Annotated in this window: 17 protein-coding genes; 11 read left to right on the top strand and 6 right to left on the bottom strand. The window is 69.6% G+C overall.

Annotated features, from left to right (window positions below; translation table 11 throughout):
• Positions 1-80: 80 nt before the first annotated feature.
• Positions 81-1055 carry an EamA family transporter gene (locus tag BM355_RS10810; RefSeq protein WP_245760754.1) on the top strand — a complete coding sequence of 325 codons (975 nt, stop codon included), beginning with the start codon at positions 81-83 and terminating at the stop codon, positions 1053-1055.
• Positions 1056-1140: 85 nt separating this feature from the next.
• On the opposite strand, the gene BM355_RS10805 is transcribed toward BM355_RS10810, so the two are convergent.
• A complete protein-coding gene (locus BM355_RS10805) occupies positions 1141-1557 on the bottom strand; it encodes a VOC family protein (RefSeq protein ID WP_091698360.1) in 417 nt (138 codons plus the stop codon).
• 161 nt (positions 1558-1718) lie between these two features.
• Between BM355_RS10805 and BM355_RS10800 the strand changes: the two genes are divergently transcribed.
• From BM355_RS10800 to BM355_RS10785, 4 genes are all read left to right on the top strand, one after another.
• Positions 1719-2684 carry a CPBP family intramembrane glutamic endopeptidase gene (locus tag BM355_RS10800; RefSeq protein ID WP_177227930.1) on the top strand — a complete coding sequence of 322 codons (966 nt, stop codon included), beginning with the start codon at positions 1719-1721 and terminating at the stop codon, positions 2682-2684.
• Between the two features lie 22 nt (positions 2685-2706).
• Positions 2707-4092, top strand: a complete 1386-nt coding sequence (locus tag BM355_RS10795) for an MATE family efflux transporter (protein ID WP_091698355.1) — start codon at positions 2707-2709, stop codon at positions 4090-4092.
• Positions 4093-4124: 32 nt separating this feature from the next.
• Positions 4125-4727 carry a hypothetical protein gene (locus BM355_RS10790; protein WP_091698352.1) on the top strand — a complete coding sequence of 201 codons (603 nt, stop codon included), beginning with the start codon at positions 4125-4127 and terminating at the stop codon, positions 4725-4727.
• A gap of 170 nt (positions 4728-4897) precedes the next feature.
• The gene (locus BM355_RS10785) at positions 4898-5374 is read left to right on the top strand and encodes a hypothetical protein (protein WP_245760753.1); all 477 of its coding nucleotides are present in this window, start codon (positions 4898-4900) and stop codon (positions 5372-5374) included.
• Positions 5375-5407: 33 nt separating this feature from the next.
• Here BM355_RS10785 and BM355_RS10780 read toward each other — a convergent pair whose 3' ends face one another.
• From BM355_RS10780 to BM355_RS10770, 3 genes are all read right to left on the bottom strand, one after another.
• Entirely contained in the window at positions 5408-6337 is a 930-nt protein-coding gene (locus BM355_RS10780; RefSeq protein WP_245760771.1) for an L-lactate dehydrogenase, read from the bottom strand.
• A gap of 194 nt (positions 6338-6531) precedes the next feature.
• Positions 6532-7488, bottom strand: coding sequence for an HpcH/HpaI aldolase/citrate lyase family protein (locus BM355_RS10775; RefSeq protein WP_374785975.1), 957 nt, complete (start codon positions 7486-7488; stop codon positions 6532-6534).
• Between the two features lie 82 nt (positions 7489-7570).
• A complete protein-coding gene (locus BM355_RS10770; protein ID WP_091698348.1) occupies positions 7571-8452 on the bottom strand; it encodes a CGNR zinc finger domain-containing protein in 882 nt (293 codons plus the stop codon).
• A gap of 255 nt (positions 8453-8707) precedes the next feature.
• Between BM355_RS10770 and BM355_RS10765 the strand changes: the two genes are divergently transcribed.
• The 5 genes from BM355_RS10765 to adhP all read left to right on the top strand — a co-directional run bounded on the left by BM355_RS10765 (position 8708) and on the right by adhP (position 15050).
• Entirely contained in the window at positions 8708-10363 is a 1656-nt protein-coding gene (locus BM355_RS10765) for a thiamine pyrophosphate-dependent enzyme (RefSeq protein WP_091698346.1), read from the top strand.
• Positions 10364-10596: 233 nt separating this feature from the next.
• A complete protein-coding gene (locus BM355_RS10760; protein ID WP_236558200.1) occupies positions 10597-10929 on the top strand; it encodes a DUF779 domain-containing protein in 333 nt (110 codons plus the stop codon).
• Entirely contained in the window at positions 10926-12203 is a 1278-nt protein-coding gene (locus BM355_RS10755; protein ID WP_245760752.1) for a helix-turn-helix domain-containing protein, read from the top strand. Before BM355_RS10760 ends, BM355_RS10755 begins: the two co-directional genes overlap by 4 nt.
• A gap of 102 nt (positions 12204-12305) precedes the next feature.
• Positions 12306-13829, top strand: a complete 1524-nt coding sequence (gene adh / locus BM355_RS10750) for an aldehyde dehydrogenase (protein ID WP_091698341.1) — start codon at positions 12306-12308, stop codon at positions 13827-13829.
• A gap of 183 nt (positions 13830-14012) precedes the next feature.
• Complete coding sequence (gene adhP, locus BM355_RS10745; RefSeq protein ID WP_091698339.1) at positions 14013-15050, top strand: alcohol dehydrogenase AdhP; 1038 nt, start codon at positions 14013-14015, stop codon at positions 15048-15050.
• 230 nt (positions 15051-15280) lie between these two features.
• Here the strand turns inward: adhP and BM355_RS10740 are convergent, their stop codons facing one another.
• Positions 15281-15844, bottom strand: a complete 564-nt coding sequence (locus BM355_RS10740; RefSeq protein ID WP_091698336.1) for an SRPBCC family protein — start codon at positions 15842-15844, stop codon at positions 15281-15283.
• Between the two features lie 329 nt (positions 15845-16173).
• On the opposite strand from BM355_RS10740, the gene BM355_RS10735 reads away from it, so the two are divergent.
• The gene (locus BM355_RS10735) at positions 16174-17760 is read left to right on the top strand and encodes a SulP family inorganic anion transporter (RefSeq protein ID WP_091698333.1); all 1587 of its coding nucleotides are present in this window, start codon (positions 16174-16176) and stop codon (positions 17758-17760) included.
• 219 nt (positions 17761-17979) lie between these two features.
• Here the strand turns inward: BM355_RS10735 and BM355_RS10730 are convergent, their stop codons facing one another.
• Positions 17980-20511: a heavy metal translocating P-type ATPase gene (locus tag BM355_RS10730; RefSeq protein ID WP_091698331.1), complete on the bottom strand. Its 2532-nt coding sequence runs from the start codon at positions 20509-20511 to the stop codon at positions 17980-17982.
• Positions 20512-20566: the final 55 nt, after the last annotated feature.

Raw genomic sequence — 20566 nt, 5'->3', positions numbered from 1 at the left:
CCGCCTTCTCCGCCGCGGTCTGGTGACGTGATGACGACACCGGACCGCGGCGGAGCTGTGTGAGGGCCACACTGGAGGGCGTGACACCCAGTACCGCACCGATCCCCATCGTCCACCCGGCTGTCTCAGCTGATCGGGTCCCGGGCCGACGCCTGCCGCGGCTGCGCCGTGTCCCGGCACCGCGCAGCCCCCGGGCCACCGGCGTGATGCTGGTGATCGGCTCCTGCCTCTCGCTGCAGTTCGGGGCGGCGCTGGCCACCCAGCTCTTCCCGGTGTTCGGCAGCTGGGGCACCACGGTGATCCGATTGGGGGCGGCCTCGATCCTCCTGCTGGCCGTGTTCCGCCCCAAGGTGTGGCAGTGGACCCGTCAGCAGTGGCTGGCCGTGACGCTGTTCGGGCTGACCCTGGCCGGGATGAACGGGTTCTTCTACGCGGCCATTGAACGGATCCCGCTGGGGATCGCCGTGTCCATCGAGTTCCTGGGTCCGCTGGCCCTGGCCGCCGCCCTGTCTCGCCGCTGGAGAGACGCGCTGTGGATCGGACTGGCCCTGGCCGGCGTCGGGCTCTTCTTCGTGGACGACCTGCTGGGCACCTCCCGGCTGGACCCGCTGGGAGTGGCGTTCGTGCTGATCGCCGGACTGTTCTGGGCGCTGTACATCCTGGCCGGGCACCGGGTCAGCGCCACCGTTCCGGGCACCGGCGGCCTGGCGGCGGCGGTGACAGTAGGGACCCTGGCGGTGTTGCCGTTCGGGGCCTCCGGGTTCGTGGGAGTGGAGTGGGACGGGCGGCTGCTGCTGCTCTGCCTGGGCGCGGCGCTGCTGGCCTCGGTGATCCCGTACTCCATGGAGTTCGCGGCGCTGAGGCGGCTGCCCCGGCCGGTGTTCGGACTGCTCCTGAGTCTGGAGCCGGTGATCGCGACCATCGCCGGGTGGATGCTGCTGGGTCAGGGGGTCAGCGCCCTGGCGATCGGTGCTGTGGTCCTGGTGGTGTGCGCCAGCGCCGGCTCCACCGCCACGGCCTCCGACCCCCAGCCCGGCTCCCCCTCCCCCTCATGATCACGTGCACGCTCGAGGTCGAGACTCGCCGAGGAAGTCCACATACGTCGTACACGTGATCGGCTGGTGGTGGGCGGGTGGCGGTTCAGGCGGTGCAGAACTCCCACTGGTGTCCGTCCGGGTCCACGATCTCTCGGACGTGCATGCCGGCCTGGCCCATCTCGGTGCGGATCTCCTCGGTCAGCTCGACCTCGGTGGCACCGGCCTTCAGGGCGGTCTCGGCCACCCGATCCACCTCCTCGCGGGTGCCCACGGTCAGGGCCAACAGTGCGGCCGAGGTGGCCAAGGTGTCCGCGCGGGGCCGACCGCCGGTGAAGTTCTCATAGTGCTGGGGCGTGAGGTACATGGCGTAGGTGGAGTCGGTCAGGATCACGCACAGACACATGTCCGTGGCGGTGTACTCCTCGTTGATGTCCGCCCCGAGCGCGGTCCAGAAGGTGCGCATCCGCTCGAGGTCGGAGCTGCACAGGTTGATGAAGACGGGCTGCTGGAACAGTGACATGGCCGGAACGTTACTCCGGCGATCCGCCGCGCAACAGACCACGTGAACGCTGGAGGTCGAGACTCGCCGGGCGGATCGACATCCGTCGTACACGCTATCCCCAGCAGGCGGGGGTCACGGCGATGAGGTCCGGCCCAGACTCGGTGCCTACGATGGAGCGCATGACCACGGACCCGCAGCAGCCGCACGCCCAGCAGCCCGCGCCGTCGAATGGCGGCTCGTACGGTCAGCAGGTCCCTCCGCCCTACGGCCAGCCTCCGCAGCCGTACGGGCAGCCCCCGCAGCCCTACGGGCAGCCTCAGCACCACGGCACCCCGGACCGGTACCCCGCGAACCAGCCGTACCAGGTGCCCGCGCACATTCCGCCGGGCTGGCCCGGCCGGCAGAACCGGCGGCAGATCCGCTCCGAGGCCGGCCCGTTCCGCTGGATGGACCTGGTCACGGTGCTGGCGTACATCGCCCTGATGATCGTCGGACTGGCCTCGCTGATCCTGTTCATCCCCACCGTCCAGGAGATGTTCCGGGACGCCGAGGGCACCCTGGACCAGACCACCGCCGGGTTCGCGGTCAACCTGACGGCCTACGTGATCCTCACAGTGCTGGCCCTGATCGCCTGCTGGCGCCCGTTCGTGCAGTCCCTGCAGACCTTCCGCACTCAGACCTGGCTGAAGATCGGGCTGATCCCGGGGGGCTGGCTGGCCACCATCGCGGTCAACGCGCTGATCGTGACCCTGGCCGGGGAGCCGATCAAGAGCGAGAACCAGCTGGGCATCGAGGCGATGACGCTCTCCGTCCCGTTCCCCCTGATGGCCCTGGTGGCCGTGGTGATGGGGCCGTTCGTGGAGGAGTACCTGTTCCGGCACCTGATGATCGGCAAGCTCTCCCGCCACCTGAACGTCTGGGTCTGCGTGGTGATCTCGATCTTCACCTTCGCCCTGCTGCACTTCGTGGCCACCGGGTTCAACTTCAACCCGGTGGAGGTGCTGCCGTACCTGACCCTGGCCACCGTGATCACCTTGGCCTATGTGTTCACGGGGATGTCCCTGGCGTACGCGTACATCCTGCACGTGTTCAACAACCTGATCGCCCTGACCGTGGCCTACACGCTGCTGCCGCTGGTCAGCTGAGCGCCGGAACCGAACCGACACTGTGAGCACCTCCGCCCCGGACAGTCGTCCGCTCTCCCGCCAGATCCTGGCCCTGGCCGTCCCCGCCTTCGGGGCGCTGCTGGCCGAACCGCTGTTCCTGCTCGCCGACACCGCGATCGTCGGGCACCTGGGGACCGCCGAGCTGGCCGGTGTGGGCGTGGGCACCACGGTGCTGCACACTGCCACGGGACTGCTGATCTTCCTGGCCTACTCCACCACGCCCGCGGTGGCCCGGTACCTGGGGGCGGGGAACTTGGGTGCGGCCATGGCCAGAGGGCGCGACGGCGTCTGGCTGGGTCTGCTGATCGGCCTCGCCCTCGCGGTGGTCGGGTGGGTGACGGCTCCCGCGCTGACCGGACTGATCGGTGCCGAGGGCGCTGTGCAGGATCACGCTGTGGCGTACCTGCAGTGGTCCATGCCCGGTCTGCCCGCCCTGCTGGGGGTGCTGGCGGCCACCGGCGTGCTGCGCGGACTGCAGGACACCAGGACCCCGCTGATCGTGGCCGGTGCCGGGTTCGGGATCAACATCGCCCTGAACTTCGCCCTGGTCTACGGGCTGGGGCTGGGCGTGGCCGGTTCGGCGATCGGCACCAGCCTCGTCCAATGGGGGATGCTCGTGACCTACCTGGCCGTGCTGCTGCCCCGGTTCCGTGCCGCTGGGACGCACCTGGCGCCGTCGGGAACCGGAATGCGGGCCACCGCCCAGGTGGGATCCTGGCTGCTGCTGCGCACCGCGAGCCTGCGGGCCGCCATCCTGGTGACCGTGATCGCCGCCACCGGGCTGGGCACCGCCACCCTGGCCGCGCACCAGCTGGTGTTCACGCTGTACTCCACCCTCGCCTTCGCCCTGGACGCGCTGGCGATCGCCGCCCAGGCGCTGATCGGCAAGGAATTGGGCGCCGGCCGGACCCAGGTGGCACGGGAGCTGACCCGGACCATGGAACGGTGGGGCGTGTGGTTCGGGGTGATCACCGGGGCGCTGCTGGCCGCCCTGGCCTGGGTGCTGCCGCCGCTGTTCACGCCCGAGCCGGCCGTGCAGGCCGCGGCCACCGCCGGACTGCTGGTGCTGGCCGTGTCCCAGCCGATCGGCGGGTACGTCTTCGTCCTGGACGGCGTGCTGATCGGAGCCGGCGATGCCCGCTATCTGGCGCTGGCCGGCGTCGTGAACCTGGTGGTCTACCTGCCCGCGCTGGCCGGGCTGGTGTGGGTGGCCAGCGGGGGACTGGGCTGGACCCAGGACTGGTCAGACCCGGGTCAGGCCCCCACTGCAGGCGTGCAGCTGGCCCTGCTGTGGGCCGGGTTCGCCGGGGTGTACCTGGGGGCGCGCGCCGTGACGCTGGGCTGGCGGGCCCGCTCGGATGCCTGGATGCGCGCCGGCGCGGAGTGAGCGCCCGGCGGCGAGCGGCCTAGACTGGATCGGTGCCTGCCGTGAAGACCCCCGTTGAGACCGCCGTCGCCGTCTGGAAGCCCGTGCTGATCCGTGCCCTGGTGGCCGCGATCTTCGGGATCTCCACCATCTTCCTGCGGGACCCGGAGGTCTCGCTGCTGAAGTACGGCGTGGCCGCCTACCTGGTGTTCTCCGGCACGGCCATGTGGGAGTACCTGCGGCGTGAGCCCGTCCCCGAGGCCATGCGCGGCCCGCTGTCCATGGCGGCCGCCGCCTGGATGGTCGGGGCCATCGTGCTGCTGTTCCTCTCGGACACCGTGGCGATCGCCTGGGTGGCCGCCGCCACGCTGCTGCTGGGTGGGATCGCCGAGCTGGTGGCCTGGGCCCGGCACCGCCGCGAGTTCATCCCCGCGCGCGACCAGCTCTACACCGGCCTGATCGGGGTGGGCACCGCTGTGGGTCTGGCCCTGTTCAACCACCTGGATCCGCACGGCCTGCTGGGCATCATCGGTGGCGGGGCCATCATCATCGCGGTGGTCATGGCGATCTCCGGATTCGGCTTCCGGCACGACGCCGGCTCCGAGGCGGACAGTGCGGCCTCGGGTGGATTCCCGGGCGGGGCGCCGAAGGACTGACACTCCGGATCGGCGCACTGTGGACCTCGTCTCGCGTCAGCGCCGATCAGCCGGACCGCCTCGTTCTCTACACGGCGTAGAATGACCGGGTGCGTCCTGCGCACACCGCATCCCTGACTGGATCCTCCTGTGAGGACCTCCAGCCCCCCGAACCGTCAGGAGCAGCACCTGTGAGCTCGTCCACCTCCGGCCCGAACCGGGGCACGTCTGGCCGTCCCGCCCGTCCGGCCGGTGACCGCAGCAGCCGCGACCTGCCGGAGGTGAAGAACAGCTTCCTGGCCTCCATCAAGGGTCCGCTGGTGTTCTCCCTGGTGTTGGGCCTGGTGGGCGGAGTGGTGGCGATGATGACCGCATCCGGCGGCACCGAGAACCCCATCCGCGTGGACATCGGGCTGATCGCCTTCGGTGTGTTCTTCATGACCTCCCTGGTGGTGGTGGCCATGCTGCAGCTGGCCTCCAAGGAGAACCCCGAGCACCTCTCCCAGGGTTCGGGCATCCACCGTTCCTCTGAGGAGCTGCACCGCGATCAGGTCGCCCGGCGCAAGCTCGAGCTCGCCGAGGAGCAGCGCCGCCAGGCTCAGGCAGGACGGGACGGCGGTGGCGAACAGCCTGGCACCTCGGCCTCCTCGGACCACCCCACCCGCTGACCTGAGCCCCGCCGGCTGAGCCGAGTCAGCGCCTCAGAACCCCAGCTCGGCAGCCGATTGCTTTAGTGTCTGCGCCGAATGCTGCAGCCGCCGCAGCTCCTGTGCGGACAGGTTGATCTCCAGCACCTCGCGCACCCCGCCCCGGCCCACCACGGACGGCACGGACAGGGCCACATCGGAGATCCCGTACTGCCCGTCCAGCACCGTGGACACCGGCAGCACCGCGTTCTGTGAACCCAGCACCGCCTCCACGATCCGCACCGCAGAGACCCCGATCGCGTAGTTCGTGGCGCCCTTGCCCTGGATCACGGTGTACGCGGCGTTGACCACCTGATCGGCCAGCGCATCCAGACCGTCCTCGGTGAACACCTTCCGGCCCTCGCGCCGCCAGTCCAGGATCGGCACCGGGCCAATGGTCGCCGAGGACCACACCGGGAACTCGGTGTCCCCGTGCTCACCCAGGATGTAGGCGTGCACGGACTGCCGCGAGACCCCGGCCTGCTGGGCGAGCAGCCACCGCAGCCGTGAGGTGTCCAGGGTGGTGCCGCTGGCCATCACGCGTCCGGCGGGCAGTCCGGAGATGCGCTGCGCGGCCAGGGTCAGCACATCGCAGGGGTTGGAGACCAGGATGTACACGGCGTCCGGCGCCTGCTCCTGCACCACGGGCATCAGCTGCTCGAGGATGCGCACATTCGTGGCGGCCAGGTCCAGCCGCGTCTCACCCGGGTGCTGCTTGGCGCCAGCAGTGATGACCACGACGTCGGCCCCCTCCATCACCGCAGGATCGTCGCCCCCGGTGATCGAGGAGGACCCGGTGTAGAGGGTGCCGTGGGCCAGGTCCAGCACCTCGGCCTCCACCTTGGGCCGGTCGATGTCATACAGGGCCACGTGCCGGGCCACCCCGCGCAGCAGGGCGGCATAGGCGGTGGAGGTCCCCACCGCACCGGCCCCGACGACGGCCAGCCTGCTCGAGCGTCCAGCGGCGGCGGGTGCTGGTGTGGGGGAGTGATCGGTGGACGAGGGGAGGCTGTGCACGTCAGGTGTGGTCACGGCACCAGCCTACGGGCTGCCCGCCCCTCCGGATCACGTGCGCGCCAACTCGGTTTCGGCTCGGCGCGCCGCACGATCTTCTGCGCACGTGATCCGAAAGGGGAGGATCAGTAGTGGAAGGTGTCGGACGGGGCGGGGGCGTGGTCGTCGTCGTCCTCGTGCAGCCAGCGGACCCCGAAGGCCTCGGCCAGGGTCAGGATCTTGGTGGCGCGGGCCTTGCGGGGCAGGTCGGAGCCGTTGCGGATGACGCCGCCGTCGGCCTCGAAGTCGTCGAGGAACTCGTGGGCCCAGGTGATCTCGTCCTGGGAGGGGCTCAGACCCTCGTTGATCGCCCCGCACTGCTCCGGGGTCAGGCAGAGCTTGCCGGTCATGCCGAACTCGGCGGTCACGGCGGTGGCCTCGGCCAGCTTCACACCGGTGGTGCCCACGGTGGGGCCGTCGATCGCGCCGGGCAGCCCGGTGGCCTTGGCGGCGATGGTGAACTTGCTGCGGGCGTAGGCCAGGGCGGCGGGGGACTCCCCGAACCCGGTGTCGCGGCGGAAGTCGCCGATGCCGAACGCCAGGCGGTAGGTGCCCTTGGCGGCGGCGATCGAGTTGATGCGCTGCAGCCCGCGGGCGGTCTCCACCAGCGCCACCACAGGGATGCCGGGCAGGCGGGCGGCGGTCTCGTTGACGTGGTCGGTGGACTCGACCATGGCCAGCACCACGCCGGCCAGACCGCCCTGGGCCAGGGGTCCGCCCACGGACTGGGGCAGGGTCTGGGCGAGCGCGGCGACGTCGTCCTCCCACCACTTGGTGCCGTAGCCGTTCAGCCGGACCCAGGCGCTGTGCCCGCCGTTGAGCCACTGCACGGCGTGGTCACGCGCGGCGTCCTTGTCCTTGGGGGCCACCGCATCCTCGATGTCCAGGATCACGATGTCCGCCTCGGACTCCTCAGCCGCGGCGAACCGCTCCGGCTGCACAGCGTTGACCAGCAGCCAGGACCGGGCCAGGACCGGGTCGATCTTCTGCCCGGGAGAGGTGCTGAACTGCTGGGGCGCGGACGGGGTCAGGGGAGTGCTCACGGCGGGGTCCTCGGGTGGCTGGAGAGGGTGGAGATAGTGCGCTTCGAGCCTATCCGCCAAGGCGGCCCGGACCCGCTGTGGGCTACTTCTTGACGTCCGGCGCCAGCCGCTCCAGCAGCTCCACATCGGCGGAGCCCTTGAGCTGCTTGCGCAGTTTCTTGAACTTCTTGACCACCTTCTTGCGGTCCTTCTTGGACAGCTCCGGGTCCTGCAGGCGTGCGGAGAGCTTGCGGATCTTCTTGGAGATTCCCGACGACGGCGACTCCCCGGAGTCCTTCGCCGCGCCGGAGGAGGGGGCCGGGTCAGTGGTGGCGGGTGCTGCGCTGGGGGTGGTGGCTGTGGAGGTCGGTGCCTCGCCGGCGGCCTGACGTTCCCGGTAGGCGCGCACGTGGGTGCGGTTGGCGCAGTTGGCCTCGTCGCAGAACTGTTTGGACTGGTTGCGGGTGGCGTCCACCACCGCGTTGGCGCAGTCCGTCCCGGCGCAGACCTTGAGCCGGTGCAGCTCTCCGGCCACGGCTGTCTCGGCCACCGCCATCACCAGCTCCCGGGCGAAGCGGTCGGCCGCCGGCCCGGTGGACTCGCCGAGCACCCACCGAGCCGCCGCTCGGGCACCTGCCGGTGTGGCGTCGTCGGGCCCTGCCTGTGTGGACTCCTCTGGCTGCTCCAGCTGCAGCCGCACCGGCCCGAGGGACTCGACCAGGGCGTTGAGATGGTCCTGCACCACAGCGGGCTGGACGCCGGCGGCCACCTGGCCCCACAGGGCGGTGAGGTCCTCGCGCAGGGTGTGGATCTGCTGCAGGGTCTGGGTGGTGGCTGAGGCGAGCTGCCGCTCGGGGAACTGCCGGGAGAGGGACGCCGCCGTGTCCAGCTGATCGGGGCGGTACTGACCGCCGCGCGGGCCGGCGGCGGTGTTGATCAGTCGGGTGGCCTCGTGGAGCTGTGCGGCGAGGTGTGGGGCGAGCATGGCGGCCTCCCTGGAAGCGCGGTGGTGTAGTCATCACTGTAGTCCTGCATGCTCCTGATCAACCAGGGCGCGGCGTCGGCACGCCGTCGTCCAGCGAGGTTTCGTCATATGGAACCGAGGACTCGGCGGTAACAGTGGCCTGCGGTATTTTGAACCCCAGCATCTGCCGCCCGGTACACCTGGGCACCACCGGCAGCGTCGCCGCGTGGATCCTGCAGGACGCCGCTGTGCGTCACCGACCGTGAGGAAGTCTTGATGGGCACCGATCACCAGTCCACCGCCACGAAGTCCGCCGGCCACGTCATCGTGGACACGCTGGAGGCCCACGGGGTGCAGCGGGTCTACACCGTGCCTGGCGAGAGCTACCTGGATGTGCTGGACGGCCTGCACAACTCCTCGATCGAGAACGTGATCTGCCGTCACGAGGGCGGGGCCGCGTACATGGCCGAGGCCGACGGCAAGATGAACCCGGTGCCGGGCATCGCCATGGTCACCCGTGGGCCCGGTGCGGCCAACGCCCATGTGGGTCTGCACACCGCCTGGCAGGACTCCACCGCCATGGTGCTGTTCGTGGGACTGATCCCGTTCGAGCACCGGGACAAGGAAGCCTTCCAGGAGTTCGACCCGCACGCCTGGTTCGACTCCGGCGCCAAGCGCGTGATGGTCCTGGACCACGCCAGCCGCGCCTCCGAGGTGGTGGCCGAGGCCATGTTCGCCGCTTCCTCCGGACGCCCTGGACCGGTGATCGTGGGTCTGCCCGAGGACGTCATCAAGGAGCAGATCGACTCCACCGTCCACCCGCAGATCCCGGTGGCCCCCGGCGGCATGACCGTGAACGACTGGAAGGCGCTGAACGAGGCGCTGCTGGAGTCGGAGAAGCCACTGTTCATCACCGGTGGCAACGACTGGACCCGTGAGGGCGCTGAGACCTTCACCAAGTGGCTGGAGGACCACCACATCCCCGCCGCTGCCGAGTGGCGCACCGAGGGCACTGTGCCCTTCAGCTCTCCCTCCTACGTGGGGCCGATCGGCTACGGCCGCCCCAAGCCCACCTACGACCTGCTCGAGGAGACCGACCTGATCGTCTTCGTGGGCACCGTCCCGGGCGATGTGGTCACGGACGGGTTCAAGATCCGGCAGAACTGGGACAAGAAGAACTTCCTGGTTACCATCGACCCCTCCCTGCGCGGACGTTCCGGTCCGGTGTCCTACCAGATCGTGGCGAAGCCGGACGTGTTCGTGCGGGATCTGGTGCGCATGGACATGCCGGTCAAGGACTCCTGGAAGGAGTGGACCGCGAAGATGCGCGGAGAGCAGGTGAAGTTCGCCGAGCTGCCCTCCGCCGAGCCCGCCGAGGGCCAGGCCCGGATGGACACCCTGATGGCGAACCTGATCCCGGCCCTGCCGCACGACTCGATGATCACCCTGGGTGCCGGCGAGCACACCAACTGGGCGCACCGGTACTTCCCCACGGAGTCCTACGCGTCCATGATCTCCGCGCGCAACGGCTCCATGGGCTACTCGGTGCCCTCGGCCGTGGCCGCCTCGCTGAACTACCCGGACCGCGTGGTGGTGACCATCGCCGGTGACGGCGAGTTCCTGATGAACGGCCAGGAGCTGGCCACCGCCACCCAGTACGGGGCCACTCCGCTCGTGGTGGTCATGGACAACCAGGAGTACGGCACCATCCGCACCCACCAGGAGCGCGACTACCCCGGACGGGTCTCCGGCACACAGCTGAAGAACCCGGATTTCGCCAAGATGGCCGAGGCCTTCGGCGGGTTCGGCGTGCGCGTGGAGCAGGACGCCGATGTCCCCGCCGCCGTGGAGAAGGCCCTCAAGGCCATCGACGAGGACGGCACGTTCGCGCTCATCCACCTGATCGTGGACCAGCGGGTCAAGGCCTACTGAGCAGGAGAGCCCTCCGCGCCTCGCAGGGCAGGCCGCCGGTAGTGACGTGGGCCACGCCTGGGGTTACTGTGGATGCACCGCCACAGCCAGGAGGTTGCGCCATGACGTCCCCGTCCACGGAATCCACCCGCACTGCAGTAGATGCCACGGATCGTTCCACCGGCACGGTCGATTTCAGCTCGGTGCTGGACGCCCGCCCTGAGATCGACGGGGAGGCCGTGTCCCGCGTCGGCATGACCCAGGCCGCACTGGACCTGATCGGCTCGCTCCAGCAGGTCCACGGCCCGCTGATGTTCCACCAGTCCGGCGGCTGCTGTGATGGATCCTCGCCGATGTGCTTCCCCGCCGGTGACTTCAAGACCGGGGGAGCGGACATCCTGCTGGGGACGTTCGTCCTGCCCGAAGGTACGGAGCTGCCGTTCTGGATGAGCCGCGAGCAGTTCGACTACTGGAAGCACACCCACCTGACCCTGGACGTGGTCGACGGCCGTGGCTCGGGCTTCTCGGTGGAGGCGCCAGAAGGCAAGCGCTTCCTCATCCGGTCCCGCCTGATGGACGCGCGGTGACCCTGTCCCTGTCCGGGCACTTGTCCGGCGCGGCCTATCAGCGCGTCGTCGAGCGGGCGCGGGGCGAGCTGGCGGGGCCGGATCACCGCGGGATGCTCGGTCAGATCCGTGCCGAGGTCGCCGAGTCCTGGCGTCGTTCGTTGGTGGTGCACGGTGGCCTCGGAAAGCCCCTGGAGCCTCGTCTGGTCACGGACTCGGATCTGCGGGAGGTGCGCCAGGGCCACCCGCTGGCGCCGGTGCTGCCCATCATCCGCCGGCTCCTCGTGGAGCCCGCCGCGGATGCCAATCTGATCGTCGCGGTGGGGAACGCGGAGGGGCACCTGCTGTGGGTCGAGGGCGATGACCAGGCCCGCCGGCGCGCCGACGCCATGGGTTTCGTCCCGGGCGCTGACTGGTCCGAGGCCTCCATGGGCACCTCTGCCCCCGGGACGGCGCTCTACTCCGGCCGGCCCGTGCAGGTGAGCCGGGCCGAGCACTTCAATCCCGTGGTGCATCCCTGGAGCTGCTCGGCGGTTCCCCTGCGCGACCCGGCTGACGGCCGCATCGTCGGGGTGATCGACCTGACCGGTGGGGACGAGGCCATCTCCCCGCTGGCCCTGCCCCTGCTGAAGGCCGCCGCCGAGGCGGTGCATTCGGCCTGGCAGGAACGCCTTCTCCCGTCGCCCGTGCCGGCCCCGGTCCGCGGGAGCATCCTGCACGTCACCGGTGGCCTTCCGCCGCGGTTGGCGGGCTCGGACGGTGCGTGGCGGGAGATCCCCGGCAAGCACGCCGAGATCCTGACGCTGCTCACCTGGCATGGAGCCGGGTTGGACGGCGCCGAGCTGGAAGAGCTCGTCTACGGCTACGACGCCGGCACCACCCTCCGTGCCGAGGTGCACCGGCTCCGGCGAGCCCTCGAGGCCGGCGTGCCTGGGGTGACGCTCCGGGCTCGGCCCTATCGGTTGGAGGGCGCGCTGGCCACGGACGCTGTGCTGGCGCGGGAGGCCCTGCGCCGGGGTGAGGTGAGCGCCGCGTTGGGCCATGCCGCAGGGTCGGTGCTGCCCCGGTCCGCGGCGCCCGGCATCGTCGAGATCCGCCATCAGTTGAACCTCGCCCTGCGGGAGGCGGTGCTGGAGGACGCCGAAATCGAGGACCTGTGGACCTACCTGGCGCGCCCCGAGGCGGTCGGTGACCTCGAGTTGTGGATGACAGCCCTGAAGATGCTGCCCGTGGACTCCCCGCGCCGGGCCCTGGCGGTCTCCACCGTGGAACGTCTCGAGGCTGAGGCGCGCTGAGGGCCCGAGTGTAGGGCCGCGCGGAGGTGCAACGTGGATGCAACGTAAATGTGACTAAGATCACAGCATCAGTCCATCCATCCCCGCATTCCAGGAGCTGACATGACCATCTACGCCAACCCGGGAACCGACGGTTCCGCGGTGACCTTCAAGCCCCGCTATGAGCACTACATCGGTGGTGAGTGGGTGGCTCCCGTCAAGGGCCAGTACTTCGAGAACCCCAGCCCGGTCACCGGCAAGTCCTTCACCGAGGTCGGGCGCGGCACGCCGGAGGACATCGAGGCCGCCCTGGACGCCGCCCACGCCGCAGCCCCGGCCTGGGGCAGGACATCGCCGGCCGAGCGGGCGGCGATCCTCAACAAGATCGCCGACCGTATGGAGCAGAACCTCGAGATGCTGGCCGTCGCCGAGACGTGGGACAACGGCAAGGCCGTGCGGGAGACCCTGAACGCGGACATCCCGCTCGCGATCGACCACTTCCGCTACTTCGCAGGCACCATCCGGGCGCAGGAGGGCTCTCTGTCCCAGCTCGACGAGGATACGGTGGCGTACCACTACCACGAGCCCCTCGGCGTGGTGGGCCAGATCATCCCGTGGAACTTCCCCATCCTCATGGCCACGTGGAAGCTCGCCCCGGCCCTGGCGGCCGGCAACGCCGTGGTGCTCAAGCCCGCGGAGCAGACCCCGGCCTCGATTCTGGTGCTGGCCGAACTGATCGGCGACCTGCTGCCGGCCGGCGTGCTGAACATCGTCAACGGCTTCGGGCTCGAGGCCGGCAAGCCGCTGGCGTCCAACAAGCGGATCCGCAAGATCGCCTTCACCGGTGAGACCACCACGGGCCGGCTGATCATGCAGTACGCCTCCGAGAACCTCATCCCGGTGACGCTCGAACTGGGCGGCAAGTCCCCGAACATCTTCTTCGAGGACGTCATGGCCGCGGATGACGCGTACTGGGACAAGGCGCAGGAGGGCTTCACCATGTTCGCCCTGAACCAGGGAGAGGTCTGCACCTGCCCGTCCCGTGCCCTGGTCCAGGAGTCCATCGCGGACCGGTTCCTGGACGCCGTGGTGGAACGCACGCGGGCCATCAAGCAGGGCAACCCGCTGGACACCGAGACCATGATGGGAGCCCAGGCCTCCAACGACCAGCTGGAGAAGATCAAGTCCTACCTGGACATCGGCCGCCAGGAGGGGGCCGAGGTGCTGCTCGGCGGAGAACAGGCCCACCTCGAGGGCGACCTGGCCGGGGGCTACTACGTGCAGCCGACGATCTTCCGCGGCCACAACTCCATGCGGGTCTTCCAGGAAGAGATCTTCGGTCCGGTGGTCTCCGTGGCCACGTTCTCCGACTTCGATGACGCCATGACGATCGCCAATGACACGCTCTACGGTCTGGGAGCAGGGGTCTGGTCCCGCAACGGCAATACCGCCTACCGTGCCGGCCGCACCATCCAGGCGGGCCGGGTGTGGGTCAACCAGTACCACGCCTACCCGGCGCACTCGGCGTTCGGCGGCTACAAGTCCTCCGGCATCGGCAGGGAGAACCACAAGATGATGCTGGACCACTACCAGCAGACCAAGAACCTACTGGTCTCCTACTCAGAGGACAAGCAGGGCTTCTTCTAGGCCGTCTTCCGATGCCGGCCCGGACGTGCTGCTCGCGTCCCGGGCCGGTCACAATCACCGCAACTCCGGATCCGCGCGCCCAGAAGCATGACGGGTCACCGGAGCGGGCAAACGCGCCCTCAAGCCCTTAAGCACGTCCATTCTGATCAACACACCCATGACCAACATGACCAAGGAGTACCCATGTCAACCATGAAGGCAGCAGTCGTTGAGAGCTTCAACCAGGACCTGGCGGTGAAGCAGGTTCCCATCCCCGAGCCGGGACCGGGCCAGGCCCTGGTCAAGCTGATCTCCTCGGGGGTCTGCCACACGGACCTGCACGCCGCCACCGGGGACTGGCCCGTCAAGCCGTCCCCTCCGTTCGTCCCCGGCCACGAGGGCGTGGGCATCGTCGAGAAGATCGGGGAGGGTGTCACCGAGCTCTCCGAAGGACAGATGGTGGGCAACGCCTGGCTGTGGAGCGCCTGCGGGAGCTGCGAGTACTGCCGTACCGGCTGGGAGACCCTGTGTGAATCACAGCAGAATGGCGGCTACGCGGTGGACGGCTCCTTCGGCGAGTACATGATCGTGGATGCCAAGTACGCCCCGGTACTGCCCGAAGGTTCGGACCCGTACGAGGTCGGCCCGGTGCTGTGTGCCGGCGTGACCGTCTACAAGGGCCTGAAGCAGACGGAGGTCCGGCCCGGGCAATGGGTCGTCATCTCCGGCATCGGCGGCCTGGGGCATATCGCCGTCCAGTACGCGGTGGCCATGGGCATGCGAGTGGTGGCTGTGGATGTGGCCGATGACAAGCTGGCCCTGGCCCAGAGGCACGGGGCCGAGATCGTGGTGAACGCCAATGTGGCGGAGCCGTCCGTGGAGATCCAGGAGAAGATCGGCGGTGCCCATGGCGTGCTGGTCACAGCAGTTCACCCGAAAGCCTTCGGTCAGGCGATCTCGATGACCCGCCGTGGAGGGACCATCGTGTTCAACGGCCTGCCCCCGGGAGACTTCCCCGCCCCCATCTTCGACATCGTGCTGAAGGGCCTGACGATCCGCGGTTCGATCGTCGGTACGCGGCAGGACATGGTGGAGGCCTTGGAGTTCTATGCCGCCGGCAAGATCCACCCGACCTACACCAAGCGTCCGATCGAGGACATCAATGCGATCTTCGACGAGATGCAGCACGGCAAGATCGACGGCCGCGTGGTCCTGGACTACTCGGCCAGCCCGGAAGCCTGATCTGCCCCGTGCCCACCGCTGGTGGGAACGGGAAGGGACTGCCACAGCGGGCATGACGAGACCCCGGGTGATCCGGCTGCGTGAGGGGGACGCAAACTGCCGGGCCCGGGGCCTCTTCCTGTCATCACTCGCACCTTGATGAGGTGCTTCCCACTGTAGGGAGCCGACCTGTTCATGGACTTGGCCGCCGCTGTGAAGGCGCTGGCAATCCGGCCCCAGGGGTATCGGCCCTAGAGGTACCGGCCGGCCAGCCGGGTCAGGGAGGACCGGATGCCATTGCCGTTCTCCCGGTCCAGGCGCAGCAGCTCGTAGGCCTTGCCGACCACGGGCTGGGCCCAGGAGTAGTCGAAGGTCTCGGTGACGTCCGTGGTGCCGTCGCCGTTGTCCTGGAACTCCCACCGCCAGCGGTGCCCGCCGGGGTGCGCCCACTCGATCAGCTCTCCGGGCTGGGAGGCGGTGGTGGTGAGCTTCATGGTGTACGGAATGCGGTACTTGCGCATGTGCACCGAGAACTGGTCCCCGACCGCCAGCTGGCGTGGGCCCTCCACCTGGGACTTCACGGTGCCGGAGCCGTCCACCTCGTGATGCCGGTGGGGGTCGGCCAGCAGCTCCCACAGCTGCTGGGCGGGGGCGTTGACCCGGATCCGGTAGCTGACCTGGTCCGGGCCGGTCTGAACGGGCTGCGGCCAGGAGGCCTGCGGGGCGGCTGCCTCGGCGTGGTCCGGGGTCTGGGCCTGCGCGGGCAGGGGAGTGTCGTCGGCGCTGAACGGGGGGTGGTCTGCAGCGTGCTTCATGGACTTCAGCCTACTGACGGTCGCTGAACGGTTCCTGGCCGGACAACGGCTGGTCGACATGCGCTCGGGCTGCAGGGTGGACGCCGGCGGCGCCGAGCCCTGCGTGATCCCTGTTGCACATCCTGTCCAGATCACTGGATGGGTTGCACGGTTCGTCGCTCAGCGGCCCCAGAACCATCAAGACGTGCACCTCAGAACGCGGCGGCGACGAGCACTGCAACTCAGATCACCGGATCGGCGAAGGCCGCATCAGGGATCGCCGGACACCGCCTCACCCCCGCACGGGCTAGAGTGACCGCGTCATCCGCCGCAGCTCTCAGGGGACAGCCATGCCCGCCTCACCGCACTCCGCCTCCACTCCGGCCACCGTTCCGCCGAACCACCCCGAGGTCCGGCAGAACCTGGCCGACGCCGCCGAACACGTCACACCGGAGCAGCGCCAGTCCGTGCTGCGCACCCTGAAGACCCCGCGCTGGCTCAAGACCGAGGTGCTCGCCGGGCTGGTGGTCGCGCTCGCGCTGATCCCCGAGGCCATCGCCTTCGCCCTGATCGCCGGTGTGGATCCGGCCATCGGTCTCTACGCTGCTTCTGTCATGGCCATCTCGATCGCGTTCCTGGGCGGCCGCCCGGCCATGATCTCGGCGGCCACCGCGGCCACGGCCCTGGTGATCGCACCGGTGGTGGCCTCCCACGGCGTGCAGTACCTCTTCGCCACGGTCATCCTGGCCGGGCTCCTGCAGGTGGTGCTCGGACTGGCCGGCGTGGCCAAGCTGATGCGGTTCATCCCCCGCTCGGTGATGACCGGGTTCGTGAACTCGCTGGCCATCCTGATCTTCATCGCCCAGCTGCCGGACCTGATCGGGGTCCCCTGGCTCGTCTACCCCCTGACCGCACTGGGACTGGCGGTCATCTTCCTCTTCCCGCGTCTGACCACTGCCGTCCCGGCCCCGCTGGTGGGGATCATCGTGGTGACCCTGGTGGCCGTCGTCGTGCATGCCCAGGTCCCTACCGTGGGGGACAAGGGGGAGCTGCCCAGCTCGCTGCCCGCGTTCCTCATCCCGGAGGTGCCGTACACCTGGGAGACGCTGCAGGTGATCTTCCCGTACGCCCTGGCGATGGCACTGGTGGGGCTGCTGGAGTCGCTGCTGACCGCCAAGCTGGTGGACGACGTCACGGACACGCGCTCGGACAAGACCCGGGAGTCGCTGGGGCAGGGCGGGGCGAACGTGCTGGCCGGGCTGTTCGGCGGGATGGGCGGCTGCGCGATGATCGGGCAGACCATGATCAACGTGAAGGCCTCCGGGGCGCGCACCCGGATCTCCACGTTCATGGCCGGCGCGCTGCTGATGGTGCTCGCCGTGGCGCTCAGCGACGTGGTGTCCACCATCCCGATGGCCGCGCTGGTGGCCGTCATGGTGTTCGTCTCCTGGGCCACCTTCGACTGGCACTCCATCCGCCCGTCCACCCTGCGGGCCATGCCGATCTCCGAGACCGTGGTGATGCTGGTGACCGTGGCCGGCACGGTGGTCACGCACAACCTGGCGGTGGGTGTGGGGCTGGGCGTGCTGACCGCCATGGTGCTGTTCGCCCGGCGGGTGGCGCACTTCGTGACGGTGCGGCGTGAGGTGGGCGGTGGTGCTGACGGGGGCGAGGGCACCGTCACCTACACGGTGGACGGGGAACTGTTCTTCGCCTCCTCGAACGACCTCTACACGCAGTTCGAGTACACCGAGGACCCTGCCCGGGTGGTGATCGACCTGTCCGGCTCGCACGTGTGGGACGCCTCCACCGTGGCCGCCCTGGATGCGATCACCGAGAAGTACGCCCGCTACGGCAAGACCGTGGAGGTGGTGGGCCTGAACCAGGCCAGCACCGACATGCGCGAGCGGCTGCGCGGACGGCTGGGCGAGGGGTAGGGCGGAGCCAGCGGAGATCCCTGTGACAGACCTCGTCGGTTCCGCGTGCTGAGTTGCACTGTTCGTCGAGATTCGGGGTGATTCTCGACGAACAGTGCAACTCAGTCGGTCAGACCGACGAACGGTGGAACACAGATCGCGGCTGCGGCACTCAGAGGGGCCGGGCGGGGCCGAGCACTCCGCACCGGCCACCCCGCACCACCATCACCTCACCTCACCTCACCGGGCGAAGCGGGTCAGGCGCAGCGAGTTGAGCACCACGAGCACCGAACTGGCGGCCATGGCGGCGCCGGCGATCATCGGGTTCAGGAAGCCCAGCGCGGCCACCGGGATGCCCAGCGTGTTGTACGCGAACGCCCAGAACAGGTTCGTCTTGATGATGCTCAGCGTCTTGCGGCTCAGCTCCACCGACTGCACCACCTGGCCCAGCGAGGACCCCATGACGGTGATGTCCGCGGCCTCACGAGCCACATCAGTGCCCGATCCCATGGCGATCCCCAGGTCGGCCTGCGCCAGCGCGGGGGCGTCGTTCACGCCGTCGCCCACCATGGCCACCACGCGCCCGGCGGCCTGCAGCTCCTTGACCTTGTCCACCTTCTGCTCGGGGCGCACCCCGGCGAAGACATCCTCCCGGGCTATCCCGACGACGTCCGCCACCTGGGCGGCCACGGCGGCATTGTCTCCGGTCAGCAGGATCGGGCGCAGCCCCAGCTCACGGAACCGGGCGATGGCGCGCGCGGAGGTGTCCTTCACGGTGTCCTGCAGGGAGATGATCCCGGCCAGCACACCGTCCACGGACACCCAGATGGCGGTGGCGCCGGCGGCCTCCGCCTCGGCCAGAGCCCGCTCCTGCTCGGCGTCCAGTGCCCCGGAGCTCAGCTGCTCGGCGATGAAGCTGGAACGCCCGGCGGCCACGGAGTGTCCGTCCACCTGACCGGTCACCCCGCCGCCTGCCGAGGAGGAGAACCCGGTGACCGGGGGCAGGGAGGTGGGGGAGCCGACGTCGGGAAGGCCCTGTGGGGAGGAGTCAGCGGAGGCGGACGTGGCTGAGGTGTTCACCAGGGATTCGCGTCCGGCCTCCACGATCGCCCGGGCGATGGGGTGCTCGGATCCGGCCTCCACCGCCGCGGCCAGGCGCAGCAGCTCGGACTCGGTGAGGGAGCTGTCCAGCACGGTGACGGCGCTGACGGACATGACGCCCTCGGTGACGGTGCCGGTCTTGTCCAGCACGATCGTGTCCACGGTGCGGGTGTCCTCCAGAACCTCGGGACCGCGGATCAGGATGCCCAGCTGGGAGGCGCGGCCGGTGCCGGCGAGCAGGCCGACCGGAGTGGCCAGGCCGAGGGCGCACGGGCAGGCGATGACCAGCACGGCCACGGCGGCGCGGATGGCGGAGTCGAAGTCGCCGCCGGAGAAGACCATCCACAGGGCGAACGTCAGCACGGCGATGACCAGGACGATGGGGACGAACACCGCGGAGATGCGGTCGGCCAGGCGGGCGATGGGGGCCTTGCCGGTCTGCGCGTCCGAGACCAGCCGGCCCATCTGCGCCAGGGTGGTGTCCTCGCCGGTGCGCGTGGCCCGGACCAGCAGGCGGCCGGAGGTGTTGACCGTGGCACCGGTGACGGTGTCCTCCGGGCCGACCTCCTCCGGGACGGACTCGCCCGTGATCAGGGAGGTGTCCACGGCGGAATGCCCGTCCAGGATCACCCCGTCCGTGGCGACCTTCTCCCCGGGGCGCACGATGAACTCATCGCCCGGGACCAGCTGGCTGGCGGGCACGGTGACCTCCTGGCCGTCCCGCAGGACGGTGGCAGTCTTGGCGCCCAGCTCCAGCAAGGACTTCAGGGCCTGCCCGGCCTGCTTCTTGGCGCGGGCCTCCAGCCAGCGTCCGAGCAGCAGGAAGGTGGTGATCACGCCGGCGGTCTCGAAGTAGAGCTGGTGGTCGTCCATGGAGGACATGTCCATCCCGGCGCCGGCGTGGGCGGTCATGCCCGGATCCAGGAACAGCTCGACTGCGGAGTAGAAGAACGCCGCCAGCACGCCGATCGAGACCAGGGTGTCCATGGTGGAGGCGCCGTGCCGCGCCGCCTTGAACGCCGCCCGGTGGAACGGCCACGCCGCCCAGAACACCAGCGGGATGGACAGCCCGAACGCCACCCAGCCCCAGTGCGGGAACTGCAGGGCCGGGACCATGGAGATCAGGAACAGCGGGACCACCAGGACGGCCGCGCCGATCAGCCGGGGCTTGAGCACGTCCTCGGACGGGCCGTGGTCCATGTGGTTGTCGTGGTCGGCATGATCCTCGTGACCCTCGTGGTCACCGTGGCCGCCGTCCTCGCTGCCGTGCCCTGTGTGGGGCGAGGCGTGTGCGTGCGGTACGTGGCCGTCGTCGTGGTGGTGGCTCTGTTGGGCAGAGCCGGAGCTGCGGCGCACGCGAGCGGTGTAGCCGGCCTTGTCCACGGCGGCGAGCAGGTCCTCGTCGGAGATGCCCTCCGGGACGGTGACGGCGGCGGAGTTCAGCGGCAGGTTGACGGAGGCCGTGACGCCCTCGAGCTTGCCCAGCTTGCGCTCCACCCGTCCCACGCAGGAGGCGCAGGTCATGCCCTCGATGTCGAGGTCCACGCGCCGGGTGGCGGTGTCCGGTGGTGCGGTGGGGGTGCTGTCGCGGGGGTCCACGGTGAGTCCTTCGTCAGTGGTGGGGAAGTGAGGGGGGGCTCCCGGCGCCGAGCCAGAAGCAGTGGTGGGCATCGCGGCGGATGGTCGCCACTGCTTCTGGATCGGCGGGCGGGGCTGGGTGGGATTG

Origin of the sequence: Micrococcus terreus, assembly GCF_900116905.1 — a bacterium.
GTDB lineage: Bacteria > Actinomycetota > Actinomycetes > Actinomycetales > Micrococcaceae > Citricoccus > Citricoccus terreus.
This window is presented reverse-complemented; position numbering and strand designations above follow the sequence as displayed.